Here is a 20,807-nt window from a genome sequence, read left to right on the forward strand (position 1 = left end):
TATGAGTTTCTCGAACAAGGAACAGGGTCATCATAAAGAGGCGCTGCTGCCCAAGGCGCGGGATATCGATGCGCTGGTACGTGCCGAACATCACGACCCTTTTGCAATTCTCGGCCCTCACGGCGATGGTGCCGGCGGGCAATTCATTCGGGCTTATCTGCCGGACGCCCTGAGCGTGCAGGTGGTGGCGAAGGACTCCGGGGAAGAACTCGGCCACCTTGAAGCCACCCAGACGCCGGGGCTGTTCGTTGGCCACTTCGACAAGGGCCAGGCGTATTTGCTGCGGACCCGTTGGGCCGGCGGCGAGCAACTGTCCGAAGACCCTTACAGCTTTGGCCCGTTGCTGGGCGAGATGGACTTGTACCTGTTCGCCGAGGGCAATCACCGCGACCTCAGCGCTTGCCTCGGCGCGCAGCTGAAGACGGTCGAGGGTGTCGACGGCGTGCGATTCGCCGTGTGGGCGCCGAATGCCAAAAGGGTCTCGGTGGTCGGTGACTTCAACAACTGGGACGGTCGCCGCCATCCCATGCGCCTGCGCCATCCGACTGGCGTCTGGGAGTTGTTCATCCCGCGCATGCAGGCCGGGGAAGCCTACAAGTACGAGATCCTCGGTGCCCACGGCATTCTGCCGCTCAAGGCGGATCCGATGGCGTTGGCCACCACACTGCCGCCAGACACCGCGTCCAGGGTCGCCTCGCCGCTGAAGATCGACTGGCAGGACCAGGCGTGGATGCAATCGCGTGGCGATCGGCATCGGCCGAGTGCGCCGCTGTCGATCTACGAGTTGCACGCCGGCTCCTGGCAGTGCGAGCTGGACGATCTGGGCGAAGTCGCTCGCCAGTACACCTGGCACGAGCTGGGTGAACGGCTGATTCCGTATGTGAAGGAACTGGGCTTCACCCACATCGAACTGATGCCGATCATGGAACACCCGTTCGGCGGTTCCTGGGGTTACCAGTTGCTTTCGCAGTTCGCCCCGAGTGCCCGTTACGGCTCGCCCGATGACTTCGCCGCTTTCGTCAATGCCTGCCACGTGGCCGACATCGGCGTGATCCTCGATTGGGTGCCGGCGCATTTTCCCACCGATACCCACGGGCTCGCGCAGTTCGACGGCACCGCGCTGTACGAATACGGCAACCCGCAGGAAGGTTTCCACCAGGACTGGGACACGCTGATCTACAACCTCGGCCGCACTGAAGTGCATGGCTACATGCTGGCTTCGGCGCTGCACTGGCTCAAGCATTTCCACGTCGACGGCCTGCGGGTCGATGCCGTGGCGTCGATGCTCTATCGCGACTATTCGCGCAAGGCGGGCGAATGGGTGCCGAACCGTCACGGCGGTCGCGAGAACCTCGAAGCCATCGACTTCCTGCGCCACCTCAATGATGTGGTCGACCTCGAAGCGCCCGGCGCGCTGGTGATTGCCGAAGAGTCCACGGCGTGGCCCGGTGTCAGCCAGGGCACGCAACAGGGCGGGCTCGGCTTCGACTACAAGTGGAACATGGGCTGGATGCACGATTCGCTGCACTACATCCAGCAGGATCCGGTGTACCGCGCGCATCATCACAACGAACTGAGTTTCGGCCTGGTGTACGCCTGGTCCGAGCGTTTCATCTTGCCGATCTCCCACGATGAAGTGGTACACGGCAAGCATTCGCTGATCGACAAAATGCCCGGCGATCGCTGGCAGAAGTTTGCCAACCTGCGGGCCTACCTGAGCTTCATGTGGGCGCATCCAGGCAAGAAGCTGCTGTTCATGGGCTGCGAATTCGGCCAGTGGCGGGAGTGGAACCACGATCAGCAGCTGGACTGGTACTTGCTGCAGTACTCGGAACACAAAGGTGTGCAGAAACTGGTGGGCGACCTCAATCGCTTGTACCGCGAAGAGCCGGCGTTGCATGACCAGGATGACGCACCTCAAGGGTTCCAGTGGCTGATCGGCGACGATGCGACCAACAGCGTTTACGCGTGGATGCGCTGGAGCAAGGAAGGTCGGCCGGTGTTGGTGGTGGCCAACTTTACGCCGGTGCCGCGCGAGGCTTATCGCGTGGGCGTGCCGTTCGCGGGGCGTTGGTCTGAGTTGATCAACAGCGATGCGGCGATGTATGCCGGTTCCAATTACGGCAACAGCGGCGGGGCGTTCACCGAGGAAGAGCCGAGCCATGGGCAGGCGCTGTCACTGGTGTTGAATTTGCCGCCGCTGGCGGTGTTGATCTTGCGGCCGGAGGGTTGATCTAACACCGCGTCGCGTCCAATCGCGAGCAGGCTCGCTCCCACATTTGGTTTTGTGTACGACAAATCCACTGTGGGAGCGAGCCTGCTCGCGATGGCGTCAGCCCAGACAAAACACTTCTACTGCCTGACCCTCACCAGCGCATCCGCACACCCAAACTGCCAATCACCCCGTTCAAATCATTGTCGTCGACGTCGCTGCTGTAATCGGCGCTGACGTACAGACTCACGGCGGGCGTCACCCTGGCCACCAGTCCCAAACCCAACTCAACCGTCGATGAGTTGCGGCTACTGCTGATCTTGTCGACCTGATCGAGGGTCACGGTGTTGCCGGTGTAGACCGTGTGCCACAAGTTGGTCCGCACATAAGGTTCGACCCCCAGGCCGTTGAAGTCGTAACTACCTTTCAACCGTGCACCGACCCGACCGCTCCAGGACGTCACGTCTGTGGACGACGCATTGCCGGAGCCGGCATACGGCGTGTCCAGGGTAATGCGTTGATTCACCAACTGCGCTTGTGGTTCAACGACCCAGTTTTCGCTGATGCCGATGGGGAAACCACCTTCTACCGACAGCGTGACCGCGCTGCCCTCGGTGGCTTGTCGGGCGCCCTGGTCATTGCGGCTGTAGCCATTGACTCGCCCGCCACTGGCGGTCAAATCCACGTGCCAGCCATTAGGCCCGGTCAAGCTCCAGTAGGCGCCAAGGCTTTGGCCTTCAAGGTTGAGGGTGTCGGTGCCGGGGGCAGACAGGGCGCGACTGGTCAGCAGGCCGTTACTGTTGCCCTGGATCTGATTGATGCCGCCGATCAGCCCCACCTGTTGCGTATGGCCGCTGTTGCTTTTCAGGGTCAGGATCGCCGGGCCCTTGAATTCGGTTGCGCCAGGGCCGGAATAACCCTGCGCCATGACATCGGTTTGTGCTTGTCGCGAAGCCTGGCCATAGAGCTGATCCCAGGCCGAAGGCGCGACTTCTTCAATCGTCAGGTGCGAACTTCGCAAATCGGGGCTGGCACTGAAACGGCCAGGATAGGTGGTAGCGAGTGCGGGCAAAGTGAGTACCGGGACGTCCTGTTTATACCAGGGCGTAGTGTCTTCCTCGACAGGTGACGCTTGCACTTCCATTGTGGAGCACAGCAGGAGGGAGCTCGAGACAGTGCAAAAAGTGACTTTGATCTCTTGTGAGTTGAGTGAGTTTTTCATGGAGGTCTACCTTGCAATCGCATGCGGTATCTCGCTCTGGCGTCTCTCCTACCCCGAATGAGGGGCGACCGAATGTATTGAGGCAAGCCTCTGGCCGCCCGTTTTCGCGGGTATCCGGGGTTTGCCCCTGATGGTAATTCCGGGGGTAGTAACGTGTAGCTAAGAAGACCCCCGGCACTGCGTCAAGAAAATGGCCGATAAGTGGTAGAGGTATTTTAGAGACTTCAAGTGACTGATTTACGCCGCACATCTAAGTTCTTGTTTGTTCGAAAAATCGTCAAAAAACCCGCGAGCTAGAGGGGTTTGGTAGCTGGCTAACGGCTTACCAGCTCACTCGCAATCCGACGTTTCCAAACAATCCTCGCAGCTGATTGCTGTCGATATTGCTGCTGTAGTCGGCGCTTGCGTACACGCTGACGGAAGACGCAAGGCTCAACACCATCCCGATGCCGAGATCGGCTGAAGAGGACTTTTGTTGGGTTTCGATTTGATCGACTCCGTCAAATGTGACCGTATCGGTGCCTGAAAACGTGTGCCACAGATTGGCTCGAAGATAAGGCTCCAAGGGGCGACCGCTGACTTCATAACGCCCCTTGAGGCGCGCGCCGAGGCGTCCGGTCCAGCTGCCGTCGGAATCGAAAGACACGCGGGAAACGCCGTCGTCCTGGCTGTCCAGCGAGATTTTCTGATGGATCACTTGCGCCTGGGGTTCGATTACCCAGTTGCCCGCCACGGCCATTGGATACCCGGACTCTGCCGACAGGGTCAGGGCATGGCCGCGGTTGTCGAGCTTGAGGCCGCGTTCGGAGTGGCTATCGCCCTCCAGCCGAGTGCCCATCACCACCGTGTCGACATACCCGCCTTCAGGGCCGGTCAGCGTCCAGTAGAGTCCGACGCTGTCACCCTCAAGTTCGACGTTGCCGGCGCGTTTGCCTTCGAAGCCCTGGTTGAAACCGTCGACGTCGCCCTGCAAGCGGCTGTGACCGACGAAAAACCCCACGCGCTGAATGTGTCCGCCCGCCAGTTGAGAACCGAAAAGGTCGTTCCCCACCTGAAAGCCGTTGAGTGAGCCGTCGAGGCGGGGCGTCACAGTGCCGGCCCAGGTCTGGTCGAGGTTTTTGCCATAGACGCGGCCCCAGCCAGCGCCGAAGGCACCGGTTTCGCTGAGCAGGCGCTGATCGCCCTGGCGATCGTGGAAAGTACCGAGGGCTGTCAGCGTCAGCTGTGCCGCCGCTGGTGGCAGCACTGACCAGGTCGGGACCTCCGGACGATAAAGGGCAATCGGTGCGGCCCCTGGCACGGCGGCGGGGAGTTCCGGCAGTGCCGGGCTACCGGACGGCGCGAGCGCGGCGACGGGTATTGCAACCACGGGAACCGTGATCGGCGGCAAGGTGGGGTCGGGGTTGGCAAGGGTCGTGACGGCTGGCGCGACAACCGCCGAGCGCAGGTACCAGCTGTTTTCTGTGCCTGCGGTGACACCGCCCTTGAACAGTCGGTAATCGAAGGCGCCGGCCGACAGCGTGCCGCCATTGAGCGCAAAAGCCCCGTTGTCGCTCACGGCAGTGCCTTGGGCTTGCACCAGCTGGATGCCGTTTTGCGCGGTCAGTGCGCCGAGACCGCCGAGGTTGTTAACGGTTATCAGGGTAGTGCCGGTCAAGCTTCCATCGTTGACCACCAGTTTGTCGCTGGGAGCATTGTCGTCACCCACGACACTTTGCAACAACAACTGGCCGCCGCTGCCGGCGTAATTTCCCTGTACGGTCAACGTGTCGTTGGTGCGTGTATTGCCACTGCTCAGGTCGATCACACCGGCGTTGTTCAAGGTGACGCGCTGACCTGTGGCGGAGGGCGTGAAGCTACCCTGGATCGAGGTCACTGTGCTGCTGCCATCGATATTGAACACGCCGGTGCCGGTGCCGTTGTCGCCGAGGACGAAAATACCGCTGAGGTCGAATTGCGAGTCGTTGCGCAGAGTGACCGTTTCCCAGTTGAGGTAACGACCGGCGCCGGCTGATGTGGTGTGATCGAAGGTCAGCAGATCGGTGCCACTGCCGCCATTGAGGCTCGGGGTCAGGGCGAGGGTGCTTTCGTCGAGATTGCGCAAGGTCGCACTGTCGTTGCCGTCCTCCATCAGAATCGCCGAGCGGACAATGCCGCCGCCGTCCCACAGTAGCGTGTCGTTGCCGGTGCTGGCGCGGATCTCCCCGAGGATCTCGCCACCGGTCACGGTGATGCTGTCGTTGCCACCGCTGACACTGATGTTGCCGCCAATCCTGCCGCCGGAGACGATGATGGTGTCGGTGCCGAACCCGGTGACCAGGTTGCCATCGATCAGTCCGCCCGACATGTCGAAGAGATTGTTATCCAGTTTCATGTCGACCCGACCGATTCTGCCATCGGTCATCCTGGCGGTGTCGCCGTCCTCGAAAGCACCCATGATCCTGCCGCCGGTCATCAGGAAGAAATCGCGACTGTCGCCTTGGGCCAAAGACTGGATAGTCCCGCCAGTCATGGTGAACGTATCGACGCCGTTGCCCTGATTGACGGCGCCGGTGATCAGGCCGGCGCTGATGTTGAAGGTGTCGGCACCGTCACCCTGAGTGAGTGTGCCAACGAGGGTGCCGGAGTTCATGTCGACGGTGTCGGCCCCGGCACCGAAGGTCACGTTGCCGTTAATCGTGCCGGTGCCATTGGTGGGGAAGGTCAGGGTGTTGTTGCCCGACAGGTCGGTCAGCGGTCCGTTGCTGCCACTGTCACAGACGAAGTTGTGGTTACCGGCGGTGGGGATGAGGGTGCAGGCCGCCTGGCTGGTGTGCGGCCAGCCAATGCATAAGCCGATGGAAATGGCGCAGGCGCCGTAGCGGTACCGGGGCAAGATTGTCGAAAGTTTCACACGCGCCTCCCGCGTAAGGATCGACGCCCGGGCCGCCACTTTTCATGAGTGGCAAGGCAGCGGACGCTCTCGGCAGCGCGAGTTTCGAGACAGCATCGGGAAAGCCATCACCCGTAACGGAACACGGCTACAGTGGGTCGTGTCCGTACCGTAGCAATAGTTTCGGGGTGTATCTACTGTCAGAAGTAACAGGTCGGATGGGTAGATTGGCCTTTAATACGGCAGTAAAACAACGCATTCCGGGCGCTCAGAGATGCACCTCAACCGCCAGCGGCAAATGATCCGACAGGTGCGTCCAGGGCTTGCTCCCCAGTATTCGCGGCTCATGGCTGCTGGCATTACGCAGGTAAATCCGGTCCAGACGCAGCAGCGGAAACCGTGCTGGGTAGGTTTTGGCCGGGCGGCCGTGGTGACGTTCGAAGGCTTCGTGCAGGTAGTCGCGACGGGCGAGGGCGGCGTTGCCCTGGAGCTGCCAGTCGTTGAAGTCGCCGGCGATGATCACCGGGGCGGCATCGGGCAGGGATTCGAGCAGTTGGCAGAGTAGCTGCAACTGCAATTGACGGTGGCTTTCGAGCAGGCTCAGGTGAACGCAGATCGCGTGGACTTCGGCGTGGCCCGGCACGTCCAGCACGCAATGCAACAGCCCGCGGCGTTCGGGGCCGGTGATCGAAACGTCGAGGTTGCGGTACTCGCGGATCGGGTATTTCGACAGCAGCGCGTTGCCGTGGTGACCGTCCGGGTAAACCGCGTTGCGGCCGTAGGCGAAGTCGCTCCACATGCTGTCGGCGAGGAACTCGTATTGCGAGGTTTGTGGCCAGTCGTTGTAACGGGACGAGTGGCGCTCGTGTACGCCAATCACTTCTTGCAAAAACACCAGGTCCGCCGAGGTACTGCGGACCGCCTCACGCAGTTCCGGAAGGATGAAGCGTCGATTGAGTGCGGTAAAACCCTTGTGCGTATTGACCGTCAACACTCTCAGTCGATGAATCGCCGGGGGCGTGTTCAAGGGGACCGATTCGACGGCTTGTTGCTTGGAATCGCTGGTCACGTTCACTCCTCTGAATCAGGGATGCCTATGTATGCGACTGATGTGGGGACGGGCAGTTCAGTTTGACTAAGTGTAGAGACAACACCACCCAGTATGGGAGCGAGCCTGCTCGCGATAGCGGACTGGCTGACAACATCATTGTTGAATGTGCTGGCCCCTTCGCGAGCAGGCTCGCTCCCACCCTTTCAGATGAACACGATTTCATAGGGCAACCGCATTCGCTCCAGCAGCACCGGCGGCAGGAGCGGGGCGAGGCCGATGGCGGGTTCGCCGTCGAGCTGGGTGGCGTAGGCGTGGGTGGCGTGGCTTTTACGGGCGACGGTCCAGGTGTCGAGGCGCACCTTGCGCGCACGGTTCCAAGGGATCAACCCTCGGTCGCGAGTCGGCCAGTGCCAGGCCCAGACCGGTACTTCGTTGAACGCCGCGCCCACCAGGGCGGCCGCCCTGGCGCTGGCTCGCCCGACGACGTCGTGGTCGATATTGCCGTCCTGGCACCAGGTGCTGAACACCACATCGCCGGGGCGCAAATAGCGCACGATGAATTGGGTCAGTTGCAGTTCGCGTTCGGCCAGGGCGTTGTCGGTGAAGCCGCCGCGAATCCACTTCAGGCTGTGCATCGGCAACCCGAGCCGGCGCAGGGCTTCGACGCTTTCCTGCGGGCGAAACACGCTCAGGCGTTTCTCCGACCACTGGTGCGAGCCGGGATGGCTGGCACTGCCGTCGGTAATCGAGATCAATTGCAGCGGATGCCCGAGGCTGCTGAGCAACTGCAGCAGGCCGCCGCAGGTCACCACTTCATCGCCCGGGTGCGGGGCAATCACCACGGCGCGTGCGCCAGTCGGGACGAGGGTCTGGGTGCTGATGACAGGGATGTTGTCGAGTTGCGGGGCGCTGTTCCAGATTTGTGCTGGGAGGCTGCTTTCGCTGATGCTGAACGGGGTCATGGCTACGTCCTTGTTCTCATTGATAGCGTGTGCAGCGCTCCAAACCCTGGATTGCCGCGTGCAGAGTATTGCTCATGTACTGTTATTCGTCGCGTTGATGTTCCATCTGGTCCGTTTTTTTATCCGATCTGCGCCATGTCCCGCAAAAAATCACCAAAGCCACCCCGGGCCCGGCTGTCCAGTCGGGCACTGGTGAGCACCTGCGGGCGTTGACTCCAGGCGATGTTAGCGCCGCACCGTTCGAGTTGCCGCACCAGTTGCACGTCTTCATCACAGGCCAGCGGTTCGAAACCGCCGGCCCGCTGATACGCCTCGGCGCTGATACCGAGGTTGGCACCGTGGATATGCCGGTGGCCATCGCGAGCCTGGTAATGCTGGTGATAGCGGATCTGTGCCGACTCGTCGAAGGCAATGTTCCACTGATCGACCGTCACCGTGCCACACACGGCGTCGGCACCGAGGGCCAGTTGCGCCACCAGCCAGTCCTTGGCGACCCGGCTGTCGGCGTCGGAGCAGGAAATCCAGCGCACCCCGCGATCCAGCAGAAACCGTGCCCCCGCCGCGCGTGCCTGGCCGACGTTACGCGCCTCGATCGCCAGGCTGTGCACCGGGTAACGGTCAACGATCTCTGAAGATCGGTCGGTGCAGCTGTCGAGCACCACCAGCACCAGCACCGTTTCGCCCTCCAGCCGTTCGTGGCACGCGGCGCGCAAGGCGGCGCGGATGCATTCTTCGAGCAAGTCTTCTTCGTTGTGCGCCGGGATCAAGATGCCGATCATCGCAAACCCTCCAGCGCCGCCACGGAGCGCGGTTCGCGGCTCCAGAGCTCCAAGAGGAAATCGGCTTCCTGATGCAGGACCAGGCGCGGCAAGGGTAAATGCTCGTGTAGCAGGTCATGGACCTGTCGGGCGTTCAGCGGACAACCGTCGATGGCCGGGCGCCAATGGCAGGCCAGCAATTGGCCGTCGGCGGTCAGCGACTGTGCGGCGTGTTCGATCAGTTGCTTGAGGTCGTCGGCATCCAGGTAATAGCCGACTTCGCTGAGCACGATCAGGTCGAACTGCTCGTTGGGCCAATCCCCCGGCAAGCGGCTTTGGCGAACTTCGGCGTGGTCGAACAGGCTCAGGCGTGTGCGCGCCAACGCCACGGCGGCGGCTGCGGTGTCGCAACACAACAGGCGATCGCAGCGAGTAGCGAGCTCAGCGCTGAGCTCACCGTTGGCGCAACCCGGTTCGAAGATCGCGCGGTAGTGCGGCCGGGGCAGCGCGGCCAGGGTGATGGCGCGTTTGCGTCGTTCGTACCAGCGTTGACGAAACGCCCAGGGATCGTCGTTGCCGGCGAACAATCCGTCGAAATAGCGATCTTCGACACTCATACAAACACCACTTCAAAAGGTTGCAGCAAACGCTCCAGCACATAAGGCGCCAACACGGGCGGCAAGCCGATCTGCGGGTCGCCTTCCAACTGACTGGCAAAGGCCTGCAGCGCATGCCGCTTGCGCGCGACCCGTGTCGGAGTCAGGAGGATTTTGCGCGCGCGATGCCAAGGCACCCGGCCGTCTTCCGGTGTTGCCCAGTGCCAGGTCCACACGGGCAATTCATGCAGGGTGGCACCGACGCGCTTCGCCGCCTCGGCACTGGCACGCCCCACGGCTTCGTGATCGCAATGGCCGTCTTCGCGCCACGTGGTGAAGACCACGTCGCCGGGGCGCAAATGCCGCTCGATGAACGCGCTCAGTTCGCTTTCCCGTGCCGCCACCTGACTGTCGGCAAAACCACCGCGCTTCCATTTCAGGCTGTGCAGCGGCAAGCCGAGACGACGCAGGGCTTCGGCCGACTCCTGCGGGCGCACCGTGCTCAGGCGTTCCACCGGCCAACGTTCGGATCCGGGATGGCTGGCGCTGCCGTCGGTGACCGAGATCAGTTGCAACGGTCGGCCCGCCGCGGCCAGCAATTGCAGAAAGCCGCCGCAGCCCAGCACTTCGTCGTCGGGATGCGGAGCGATGATCACGGCGCGTGCGCCTTCCGGGACTAACGTGAGGATGTCGATTACCGGCAACTGCGCCAGATGGCTGGAGCTTTGCCACACCTGCAGCGGCGTGCCCTGACCGACAATAGGATTGGCTTTCATAACGTCCATGTTCCGTTGATGACCTGTTGGCCGAGGGCTGCAAGGTCCCGTTCGGCGTGACTTTGGCGCAGGAATACCGGCAGGTCGGCGATCAGCCGCGCGAACTGCCGATCCCTACAATAGGGACCGGCACCCAGTGCGTGGCCGACGTGTTGGATGACCTGTTCGGCCGCGTGTTCAACCACCGCCCGAGCGCGACGGGCAAGGAGTTCGGCATCGTCCAGAGGCGCGGCGTCAATGGTCAGCGCGCTGGCCCGCAACACCTCGGCGGCGCCATGCAGCGCGCTGTCGACGGCGCCGAGGTGGGCGAGGGCGTGGGGTTCTTCACGTTGTGCGCAGTGCCGGCGCAGGCGTTCGGCGATGCTGTGCGCAGCACCGTACCAGCAGGCGGCAATGCCAATCCCGCCTTGCCAAAAGCCTGGGCGTTGCAAGTAATCGCCGGGGTTGCCAATCGCTTGCGCTTCGGCACCGTCGAACAGCACCTCGACGCTGCCGGTCGCACCCATGCCCACGGCGTGCCAGCCTTGATCAGTGATCACCACGCCGGGCTGATCCAGTGCCACCGCGACCAGTTGCTGACGGTCCTGGTCATCCCATGCCGTGAGCAAGGCATGGCTCAACACCGCCGCCCCCGAACACCAGGCCTTGCGCCCGTTCAGCGCAACCCGCTGGCCTTGCGCACTGACGCGCACGCGCGCCTGTGGCGGTTCGGCGGCCCACATGCCCCACGTGCTGGCGGGCATCGACGCGCCACCGAGTTGCTGGATAATCGCCAGCGCATCGGTGTGCCCCTCGTACAACTTGCACAACCCCAGGTCATGTCCACCGACCTCGGCCAGCCGCTGGAACCGCTCCAGCGTCTGGCCACTGCCGGGCAGCGGAAGCCGATCGAGACCGGCCTCCACCATCGCCCGCAAGCACCGGCCTAACGCCTGAGTGTCGGCGTCATCCGCTGACTGATGCTGGAGAAAGCCCTGGAGGTCCATTTCACTCTTCTTCCTCACGCTGCAATTCGAACAGCAGCAGCGAACGGCCGGTGACTGAATATTCATGGCCGAACTCGAAGCGTTCCTGGCCGCGAATCGACGGTTGATTGGTGTCGATCATGCAGGTCCAGAACCCGCCATCCGGGACTTCCGGCAGCAGGAAATTGACGATGTCGTGGTGCGCGTTGACCACCAACAGCACGGTGGCATCGGCGCCTTTTCGACGAATCCCGGTTTCCTGAGCACGGCCATCGAGCAGCATGCCGAGGCAGCGGCCATGGGCCTCCTGCCATTGTTCGGTGGTCATTTCGCTGCCATCCGGCGCGAGCCAGGTGACATCCTTGACGCCGATGTCCTCGTTGTAATTGCCCACCAGGAAGCGTCCGCGACGCAGGATCGGGTAGGCCAGGCGCAGCTTGATCAGGCGTTTGACGAACTTGAGCAGGGCCTTGCCGTCGTCGCTCAGGTCCCAATTGACCCAACCGATGTCGCTGTCCTGGCAATAGGCGTTGTTGTTGCCTTCCTGGGTGCGGGCGAACTCGTCGCCGGCCACCAGCATCGGCGTGCCCTGGGACAGCAGCAGCGTGGCGAAGAAGTTACGCATCTGGCGCTGGCGCAGCTCGTTGATCTCGGGATCATCGGTCGGGCCTTCGACGCCATGGTTCCAGGACAGGTTGTTGTTGCTGCCGTCCTGGTTGTTTTCGTCGTTGGCTTCGTTGTGCTTGTCGTTGTACGACACCAGGTCATTGAGGGTGAAACCGTCGTGGGCGGTGATGAAGTTCACCGAGGCGTAGGGTCTGCGACCCCGCTGGTTGAACATCTCGCCCGAGGCGGTCATGCGACTCGCGAAGTCTGCAAGCTGACCATCATCGCCTTTCCAGAACGCGCGCACGGTGTCGCGGTACTTGTCGTTCCACTCGACCCAGCCGGGCGGGAAACCACCGACCTGATAACCGCCGGGACCGCAATCCCATGGCTCGGCAATCATCTTCACTTGGCGCAGCACCGGATCCTGGCGGCAGGCCACGAGGAAACTGTGACGCTCATCGAACCCGTCGTGATAACGCCCGAGAATGGTTGCCAGGTCGAAACGGAAACCGTCGACGTGCATTTCCGTGGCCCAGTAGCGCAAGGAGTCGGTGACCATCTGCAACACGCATGGGTGACTCAAGTCCAGGGTGTTGCCGGTCCCGGAATCGTTGATGTAGAAACGCTTGTCGTCAGGCATCAAGCGGTAGTACGAGGCGTTGTCGATACCGCGCATCGACAGCGTCGGGCCTTGTTCGTTGCCCTCGGCGGTGTGGTTGTAGACCACGTCGAGGATCACTTCCAGATTGGCTTCGTGCAGGTGCGCGACCATTTCCTTGAACTCGGCGATCTTGCCGCTGGCCAGGTAGCGCGGGTCCGGGGCGAAGAACGCGATGCTGTTATAGCCCCAGTAATTGGTCATGCCTTTGTGCAGCAGATGCTGGTCGTTGACGAACGCGTGGATCGGCAGCAATTCCACGGTCGAGACGCCAAGCTTGCGGATGTGTTCGAGCACGTCATCGACCATCAACCCGGCGAAGGTGCCACGCACGTTTTCGGGGACGGAAGGGTGACGCATGCTGATGCCGCGCACGTGGGTTTCATAAATGATGGTCTTGTCCCACGGCACGCTGACCCGATGGTCGTGGCCCCAGGTGTGTGCCGGGTCGATCACTTTGCATTTGGGCACGAACGGCGCGCTGTCTCGCTCATCGAAACTGAGGTCGGCGTCGGGGTGGCCGATGGTGTAGCCGAACAGCGCCTCGGACCATTTCAACTTGCCGACCAGTTGTTTGGCGTAGGGGTCGATCAGCAGTTTGTTGTGGTTGAAGCGATGACCGTTGGCCGGGTCGTACGCGCCGTACACTCGGTAGCCGTAAATCAAACCGGGATGAGCGTCGGGCAAGTAGCCGTGGTAAATCTCGTCGGTGTATTCCGGCAGCTCGATGCGTTCAAGTTCGACTTCGCCGGCATCATCGAAGATGCACAGTTCGACCTTGGTGGCGTTGGCGGAAAACAAGGCGAAGTTGACCCCCAGGCCATCCCAGGTCGCGCCCAGCGGGAAGGGCAAGCCTTCACGGATTCGCGAGGCCTCGGCTTGAGGTTCTGGCGCGGCTTTCTTTGGATTGGTCATAGATGCTCCTGCAAAAAGGGGTACGGGTGTGGCGTCGTTCTTTCTTTCTGTAGAAGCCAGCTGGCCAGCGAAGGCGTTTTGGCGGGCGCTTTCGCCGGCAAGCCTGGCTCCTACACAATCAATAATTCAGGGCGAGCGAGTCCTCGGTGGCGAGAGGGCTCGCCACGCAGTGAATCAGGGCAAACAGGTGTAGCGTCAGACAGCAGGCGGTTTACGCGCGGCTCGAGGCTTTTTCTCGGCGGCTTTTTCGCCCGGCGGGATCACTTTTGAAGCCGCCGCAGGTTTAGCCTTGGCTTTGGTTTTGGGCTCGCCAGCCTTGCCATTCGCGGTTTTGCTGACAGGCGCCTTGGCGGCGGCGGTTTTGCTGCCAGCCGCTTTTGGCGACTTGCTCGGTGCCAGGGCCTCGGCTTCTGCCAGCTTGCGCGCCATCTCCCAATGGCGAGCGTCCTGGCCCTCGGGCTTTCCTTCCGACTCCCAGATCTGATAGGCAAATTCGCGGACGCGTTTATCGTCGGTACTCATCGCAATGCTCCTGAACTGAACTCAAGTGTTAGTCGTTTGGATAAAGAGATTGACCGGGAAATCCCCCAGCGCGGCACTGATCATCAGTTCCTTGTGATGTGTGACTGCGACGCTGGAAAAAAGTCCCTTCAGATTTTCGTCAGGGGCGGCGAACGGTATTTTGATGCGTGTATCGCCCCACTGCAGCGCGCCGATCTTGGGCTCGGCACTGTTTTCCAGCAGCTGTGCGCAACGTATCGGTACGATCACGATGGCCCGTTTTCCCTCATGTTCGCGAACAAACCCGAGCACGCAATGTGCCTGGCTGCCGACCACTTCAAGCGCCTGGTACGTGCCGCGCCGAAACAGTTCGGCATGCTCGGCACGCAGGTTCAACGTGTGCGCAATCAGGGTTTGCTTGATACGCCCGTCACGCCAGTTCGCCAACAGATCAGGCAGGTCCAAAGGCCGCTGCATGGCCTGCTGGCGATTGGCGTAATCCACTGGCCGGCGGTTGTCCGGATCGACCAGCGTAAAGTCCCAGTAGTCGTTGCCCTGATAAAGATCCGGCACGCCCGGCACCGTCATTCGCAGCAAAGTTTGCGCCAAACCGTTGAGCGCGCCGGGGATGGCGATGGTCCTGGCGACCTTGCCGAGGGCGCTGCGCAACAGTTCACCTTCCGGGCTCAGCAACAGCTGTTGCAGGAAGCGCTGGGCCGCTTGTTCGTAAGCGTCGTTGGGCGCGCTCCAGCTGCTTTGCAACTTGGCTTCGCGCAAGGCTTTTTGTTGCCACTGCCACACCCGTTGAGTGTAGTCCTCGAGCGCCGCTGGATCGTCACCGCGCAAGTCGAGCGGCCAGCTGCCGAGCAGCGCTTGATACAGAATCAACTCATCGCCCGCCGTGGGCATCTGGTCGTCGCTGCGCAGCGGCCGGGCGAGGGTCCGCCAGAGCGGCACCTGCTCGGCGAACCAGGCGGCGCGCTCGCTCAATACCGCCAGGCGCGCGCGGGTGTCTTCGCCGCGTTTGTGATCGTGGGTGGCGGTGGCCAGCAAGTTGTCCGGGAACTGTTCGAGGCGATTGCGGCACGCGGCATGGAAGTCGGCCACGGGCGCGCTGAACTGCTCGGTGCTAAAGCCGACATCATTGCGTGACAGCAACACCGCCGAGCGATAGAACGCGGTGTCTTCCACGGCTTTGGCCGCTGCCGGCGAGGTCAGTTGCTGAAAGCGCACGCAGGCATGCTTGAGCATCTTGCGCGGGCGACCCACCGGGCGTTTGCGCCACGGTTCACCACCGAGCCAGCCGGCCAGGCAATCGAGCACCGGCCAATCGGCCTCGCTGAGCGTCTGCCGCGCGCCGTCCATGGCTTGCTGGAAAAACACATCGTCTTCGGCAGAGCGGCCACGGGGGCTGATGTAGGTGCGGTACACCGGGAAATGCACGATCAGTTCCTGCAACGCCCGACGAATCGCGCCGAGGGTCAGGTCGCGGGTCATCAGGTCGTCACGAGCCACTTGCAAAAGGGCCTGGGCGACGCTTTCGAAATCCCCGGCGAGCGAGCCGTTGAGAATCTGCTGGCGCGCCAGTTGGGCTTCCTGACGGAAATCGGCAGGCCGTTCGCTGTAGCGACTCCAGAGTTCGCCCAAGACCTGCGCACCTTCGGGAGCGTGTTGCAGCAGCGACAATTGATTCATGAATTCGTAACCGGTGGTGCCGTCCACCGACCAGTCGCGGTGCAGGGTTTCGCCTTCGCCGAGGATTTTCTCGACGTAGATTGGCAAGTGCCGATCCGGTGACAGGCTATCGACCCGACGCCGCAGTTTGCGGCAATAACCCCGAGGGTCGGCGAGACCGTCGATGTGGTCGATACGCAGACCGTCGACCAAACCTTCTGCCACCAGCTCGAAGATTTTTGCGTGGGTGGCTTCGAACACCGCCGGGCGTTCGACCCGCAGGCCGCCGAGTTCGTTAACGTCGAAAAAACGCCGCCAATTGATGTCGTCCGCTGCGGTGCGCCAGCTCGCCAGGCGATAGCTCTGGCGCTCCAGCAAGTTGTGCAGGCGCTGAAAGCCTTCCGCAGTGAGCGAGTCGTACGCTTGCAGGTTGCGCTGGATGGCTTGAAGCGTCGCCGGATCAGCCGCCCGTTCACGCAGCTCCGCTTGCAGCGGCTTGGCCAGGCTGTGAGCGTCGGTCTGATAGCTCAACGCACTGAAACGGTCGGCCAGGAACTTGAGCTGCTCGGCCTGTTGCTCATTCAGTTCCTCGTCAGGCTTGAGCAGTTCGCCGTAGCTGCTCGGGCAGATCGGGAAATGATGGTCATAGTGCTCGACATAAAAGGCGCCACGCCCGGCATCGAAACGCAAGGGCAGGGTGCCGTCTTGCAGGGCGACGCCGTAGTCGCTGCCGAGAAAGGGCAACAGCAACTGACCTTCCATCAATGGATCGGGCGAATGCCATTGGATGTCGAAGAACTCGCCGTATGGACTCAGGCGGCCCCACTCCAGCAGGTCCAGCCACCATGGATTATCGCCACCGCCCACCGCCATGTGGTTGGAAACGATGTCGAGGATCAGCCCCATTTTTTGCTCGCGCAAGGTACTGACCAAACGGCGCAACGCCGCTTCGCCGCCCAGTTCCGGGTTAACCGTGGTCGGGTCCACTACGTCGTAGCCGTGCATCGAACCGGCGCGGGCGCTCAGCAGTGGCGAGGCGTAGACATGGCTGATGCCGAGGCTGGCGAAATACGGCACCAGCGGCACCGCGTCGTCCAGCGTGAAGTCTTTATGAAACTGCAGCCGCAGGGTCGCCCGCAGCGGTTGGATGAGCGCCTGATTCATTGGTCACGCTCGGCCGCCTGGAGTCGCGCACAGGCCAGCAGCTCCAGGCGCCGGGCGGCGTCCGGGTCATCGAGCAAGGCTGCGCTGTTGCCGTTCAAGCGTCGCGACCAGTTGGGATGCGTGTCGGTGGTGCCGGGCAGGTTGGCCTGCTGTTCGATGCCCAAGGCATCTTCCAGCGGCAGCAACACCAGTGGCGCGCGGGTATGACCGAGGAAACGGATTGCGGCGTCGAGCACCTGATCGGTTTCATGGGACTCTTCGCGGAAGTTTTGCGGGTCTTCGGTTAATACCCGGCGCAGGCCTTCGCGTTCCCGCTCACGATGATGCCGCCATTCGATTTCGCCGGTGGCGTCGACCAGGCCGAGTCGCGAATTCCAGTCGATATCGTGGCCATGCCACCAGCCATTGAGGGTGGGCAAGTCGTGGGTGCTGGTGGTCGCCAGGGCGTTGTCCGGCCAGTCGAGAATCGGCTTGAAGTGTGCGTTGTCCTGTTCGAACAGCAAGACGCGCATGCCGAGGATCGAGCGGGCGATGAGTTTTTCCCGCAGGCCGTCGGCCACGGTGCCCAGGTCTTCGCCGAGGACGATGGCCTGATGGCGATGGGATTCGAGGGTCAGCAAGCGCAGCAGGTCGTCCACCGGGTAATAAAGGTAGGCGCCGTCGGCCGGTGATGCGCCGTTGGGGATCACCCACAGCCGTTGCAGGCCCATGACATGGTCGATGCGCAGGCCACCGGCGTGGGCGAAATTGGCCCGGAGCATTTCAATGAAGGCGCGGAAACCGTGGCGCACCAGGCCTTCCGGAGAGAACGCGGAAATGCCCCAGCCCTGACCGGTGCGGTTGAGGATGTCCGGCGGGGCGCCCACGGTCAGCGAGGCGAGCAATTCGTCCTGGCGACTCCAGGCCTGGCTGCCGCCGCCGTCGGCGCCCACCGCCAGGTCGGCGATCAGCCCAATGCGCATGCCGCTGCTGCGGGCGGCGGTTTGCGCGCGTTCCAGGCAGCGGGTGATCAGCCATTGGCAGAAGGCGAAAAAGCCAATGCGTCCGGCGTTTTCTTCGGCGAACTCGGCCAACGCGGCGCTGCGCGGGTCGCGCCATTGCTCGGGCCATTCGCGCCAGTCGAGGCTTTCACCTTTGGCGGCGCGGACTTCCTGAATGGCTTCGAAGCGGCAATGATTTTCCAGGGCCTCGCCAGCGGTGTGGCGGTAGCTGCTGAAGTCGGCATGCAACGGATGCTCACCCTGAACGAAGCCTTCGTACAACGCCTGCAACAGACGGTGTTTGGCCTCGGCGGCGACCGGCCAGTCAATCAATGGCAGCTCTTCGAGGCGTTTCAGCTCCACGGCCAGGCCGGTCGCATCAATCGCCGTGCGCATCGCGCGTTCGCCAAGAATGGCGCCCGGCGCGGCGTAAAGGCTGTTGAGGAACAAACGGCTGGACGGTGAATAAGGGCTGTACCGGTGGGTGTCGCTGGCAAACATGGCATGCAGCGGACTGATCGCCAATGCTTCAGCGCCGCGTTCACCGGCCACCCGGGCCAGGTCTTCAAGCGCCTGGGTATCGCCGAAACCGCCATCGCCGGAACGGCGCAGCGAGTACAACTGCACGCTCAGGCCCCAGGTCCGCGGGATCGGGCTGTCGACGGCGTCGCCAACGCTGTAGCAGCGAGTAGGGGCGACGGCCAGCGTGAATTCCTGGCCGTCGATGCTGACGTGCTGATAACCGACCGGGATCAACCCGGGAAGCGTCGCTTGGGCGTCCAGTTTCAGGTTGAGCCGCGAGCCATCTTCGAGGTGGATTTCGCAGGGCGTTTCGGGCTCAAAAAAATGCGCCAGTTTGAGACCGACACCGAAGTCCGCGGTCAGCAGCGGCGGCAGGTGCCGGGTCTCTTGCACCTGTTGCAGCTCTTGCAGGCTGGCATCGATTTCCTGGGCGCTGCCGGCCGGGTGGCCGAGGCCGGTCAGCACGGCGCGTAATACCGATGGAGCGACTTTCTGTGGGCGGCCATTGGCGTCGATCCAGTCGACGGCCAGGCCTGCTCGGGTAGCCAGTGTTTCCAGTTGCGCATCGCTCATTGGCGCTCTCCATCCGGGGGTAGCAAAGGGGCTGCGGCCTTGAGGCTGACTAGCGCGCAATACGGGGCAAGCGTGCCCTGTTCCAACAGGCCAGCTGACTGTGACGGAGTTTCGAACAACAGCAACGCGTCGGCCTGTGGGGAGTGGACCACAGGCGTGTCGCTGAGGTTCAGGTCAATGCGCAGTTGACTGCCATCGCCCAGCAACCAGCGCGCCGACACTGCGCCCTCGGCCAGCACGTCGGCGCCCAAGGCCTGCGCACCGGGCAAGCGCGGAATAATCTGCCGATGACGGATTTTCAGCAGTTGGTGATACAGGCCTTGCATCGCCGATTGCCGGGTGGCGGTCAGCTTGGGCCGCGACGCTTCAAAGGTTTGTGGCGCATTCGGATCGGGAATCTGTTCACGCTTGTGCGGATCAGCAAACGCGCTGAACGCTGCAAACTCGTTTCGCCGTCCTTCGCGCACCAGTTCCGCCAATTCACCGTGGTGACTGGTGAAGAACAGGAAGGGTTCTTCGGCGGAAAACTCGTCGCCCATGAACATCAGCGGAATCATCGGCGACAGCAGCAACAGCGCGGTCGCGGCGTTTAACGCGGCGGGGTTGGCCAGTTGATGCAAGCGCTCGCCAAACGCACGATTGCCGATCTGATCATGGTTTTGCAGAAACAGCACGAAGGCGCTGGGCGGCAGGTGGCCGCTGGGCTCGCCACGGGCTTCGCCATGGCGGTTGATGTGGCCTTGAAACACGAAACCCTGGCTCAGGCAGCGAGCCAGTTGTTCGGTGGGGTTGTCGGCATAGTCGGCGTAATAGGCGTCGGTCTCGCCGGTCAACAACACGTGCAAGGCGTTATGGCCGTCGTCGTTCCACTGCGCGTCGAAACCTTCTTCCAGCAGGCTGGCCTGGTTGTGCTCGTTCTCGACGTTGAGCCACACATGCCGCGCCGGGTCGGTCTGCTGGCGCACCCGTTGTGCCAGTTCCTGAAGAAAGTCCGGGGATTCGATCGCGTGCACCGCGTCCAGGCGCAAGCCGTCGAAGCGGTACTCCAGCAACCACATCAGCGCGTTTTCGATAAAGAAGTCGCGCACCTCGCGCCGGCGGAAGTCGATGGCCGCACCCCACGGGGTGTGCTTGTCTTCGCGGAAGAAACCCTTGGCGTAGCGATGCAGGTAATTGCCGTCCGGGCCGAAATGGTTGTAGACCACGTCGAGAATCACCGCCAGGCCATGGCCGTGGGCGGTGTCGATCAGGTGCTTGAGTTGCTCGGGCGTCCCGTAGGAGGCTTGGGGCGCGTAAGGCAGCACCCCGTCGTAACCCCAATTGCGATCGCCGGGAAACTGCGCCAGCGGCATCAGTTCGATCGCGGTGATGCCCAGCTCGACGAGGCGTGCCAAGTGCTGTTCGACGGCACTGAAGCCACCGAGCACACCGACATGCAATTCGTAGATCACCGCCTCGTTCCATGGCCGACCCAGCCAGGTGTTGTGTTGCCACGGGTAGGCGAGGGGATCGACCACTACGCTGTGCTGATCGAGATCACCGGCCTGCGCGCGGGAGGCCGGGTCGGGCACCTCCAGCTCGCCGTCGATGTTGTAGCGGTAACGCGTGCCTGCGGGGCAGCGGGTGTTGATCACGAACCAGCCATCAGCCTGAGGCAGCAGTGGCAAGGATTGTCCATTGTCCAGTTCGACACTGACGAAAAACGCATCTGGCGCCCACAAAGCAAAACGCGTGTGCTCTGCGTCCAGCATGATTGCGCCGTGGGGCCAGGTCTCAAGGGTCCGTAACGGCATCGAT

At 62.4% G+C, this 20,807-nt stretch carries 14 protein-coding genes; 1 reads left to right on the forward strand and 13 read right to left on the reverse strand.

Annotated features, from left to right (window positions below; translation table 11 throughout):
- Position 1 precedes the first annotated feature (1 nt).
- Positions 2-2,233, forward strand: coding sequence for a 1,4-alpha-glucan branching protein GlgB (gene glgB, locus ACA057_RS15445; protein ID WP_497349729.1), 2,232 nt, complete (start codon positions 2-4; stop codon positions 2,231-2,233).
- A gap of 133 nt (positions 2,234-2,366) precedes the next feature.
- On the opposite strand, the gene ACA057_RS15450 is transcribed toward glgB, so the two are convergent.
- The 13 genes from ACA057_RS15450 to treZ all read right to left on the reverse strand — a co-directional run bounded on the left by ACA057_RS15450 (position 2,367) and on the right by treZ (position 20,803).
- A complete protein-coding gene (locus ACA057_RS15450; RefSeq protein ID WP_497349731.1) occupies positions 2,367-3,434 on the reverse strand; it encodes an autotransporter domain-containing protein in 1,068 nt (355 codons plus the stop codon).
- Between the two features lie 322 nt (positions 3,435-3,756).
- Entirely contained in the window at positions 3,757-6,327 is a 2,571-nt protein-coding gene (locus ACA057_RS15455) for an autotransporter family protein (protein ID WP_497349733.1), read from the reverse strand.
- Positions 6,328-6,574: 247 nt separating this feature from the next.
- The gene (locus tag ACA057_RS15460) at positions 6,575-7,375 is read right to left on the reverse strand and encodes an endonuclease/exonuclease/phosphatase family protein (protein WP_497349735.1); all 801 of its coding nucleotides are present in this window, start codon (positions 7,373-7,375) and stop codon (positions 6,575-6,577) included.
- Between the two features lie 185 nt (positions 7,376-7,560).
- The gene (locus tag ACA057_RS15465) at positions 7,561-8,319 is read right to left on the reverse strand and encodes a PIG-L deacetylase family protein (protein WP_497349737.1); all 759 of its coding nucleotides are present in this window, start codon (positions 8,317-8,319) and stop codon (positions 7,561-7,563) included.
- A 119-nt stretch (positions 8,320-8,438) separates the two neighbouring features.
- The gene (locus tag ACA057_RS15470) at positions 8,439-9,098 is read right to left on the reverse strand and encodes a glycosyltransferase family 2 protein (RefSeq protein WP_497349739.1); all 660 of its coding nucleotides are present in this window, start codon (positions 9,096-9,098) and stop codon (positions 8,439-8,441) included.
- Positions 9,095-9,694, reverse strand: a complete 600-nt coding sequence (locus ACA057_RS15475) for an SAM-dependent methyltransferase (protein WP_497349740.1) — start codon at positions 9,692-9,694, stop codon at positions 9,095-9,097. The genes ACA057_RS15470 and ACA057_RS15475 overlap by 4 nt, the downstream gene beginning before the upstream one ends.
- Positions 9,691-10,449: a PIG-L deacetylase family protein gene (locus ACA057_RS15480; protein WP_497349742.1), complete on the reverse strand. Its 759-nt coding sequence runs from the start codon at positions 10,447-10,449 to the stop codon at positions 9,691-9,693. The genes ACA057_RS15475 and ACA057_RS15480 overlap by 4 nt, the downstream gene beginning before the upstream one ends.
- A complete protein-coding gene (locus ACA057_RS15485) occupies positions 10,446-11,435 on the reverse strand; it encodes an acyl-CoA dehydrogenase family protein (protein WP_497349744.1) in 990 nt (329 codons plus the stop codon). Before ACA057_RS15485 ends, ACA057_RS15480 begins: the two co-directional genes overlap by 4 nt.
- Before the next feature lies 1 nt (position 11,436).
- Entirely contained in the window at positions 11,437-13,596 is a 2,160-nt protein-coding gene (gene glgX / locus ACA057_RS15490) for a glycogen debranching protein GlgX (protein ID WP_497349746.1), read from the reverse strand.
- Between the two features lie 195 nt (positions 13,597-13,791).
- Entirely contained in the window at positions 13,792-14,118 is a 327-nt protein-coding gene (locus ACA057_RS15495) for a DUF2934 domain-containing protein (protein ID WP_497349748.1), read from the reverse strand.
- A 21-nt stretch (positions 14,119-14,139) separates the two neighbouring features.
- Positions 14,140-16,935, reverse strand: coding sequence for a malto-oligosyltrehalose synthase (locus tag ACA057_RS15500; RefSeq protein WP_497349750.1), 2,796 nt, complete (start codon positions 16,933-16,935; stop codon positions 14,140-14,142).
- The gene (gene malQ / locus ACA057_RS15505; RefSeq protein ID WP_497349752.1) at positions 16,932-19,010 is read right to left on the reverse strand and encodes a 4-alpha-glucanotransferase; all 2,079 of its coding nucleotides are present in this window, start codon (positions 19,008-19,010) and stop codon (positions 16,932-16,934) included. The genes ACA057_RS15500 and malQ overlap by 4 nt, the downstream gene beginning before the upstream one ends.
- Positions 19,007-20,803 (reverse strand): malto-oligosyltrehalose trehalohydrolase, encoded by a 1,797-nt coding sequence (gene treZ / locus ACA057_RS15510; protein WP_497349754.1) that lies wholly within the window; start codon positions 20,801-20,803, stop codon positions 19,007-19,009. Before treZ ends, malQ begins: the two co-directional genes overlap by 4 nt.
- Between the last annotated feature and the right edge of the window lie 4 nt (positions 20,804-20,807).

It is taken from the genome of Pseudomonas sp. LBUM1661 (genome assembly GCF_059695925.1).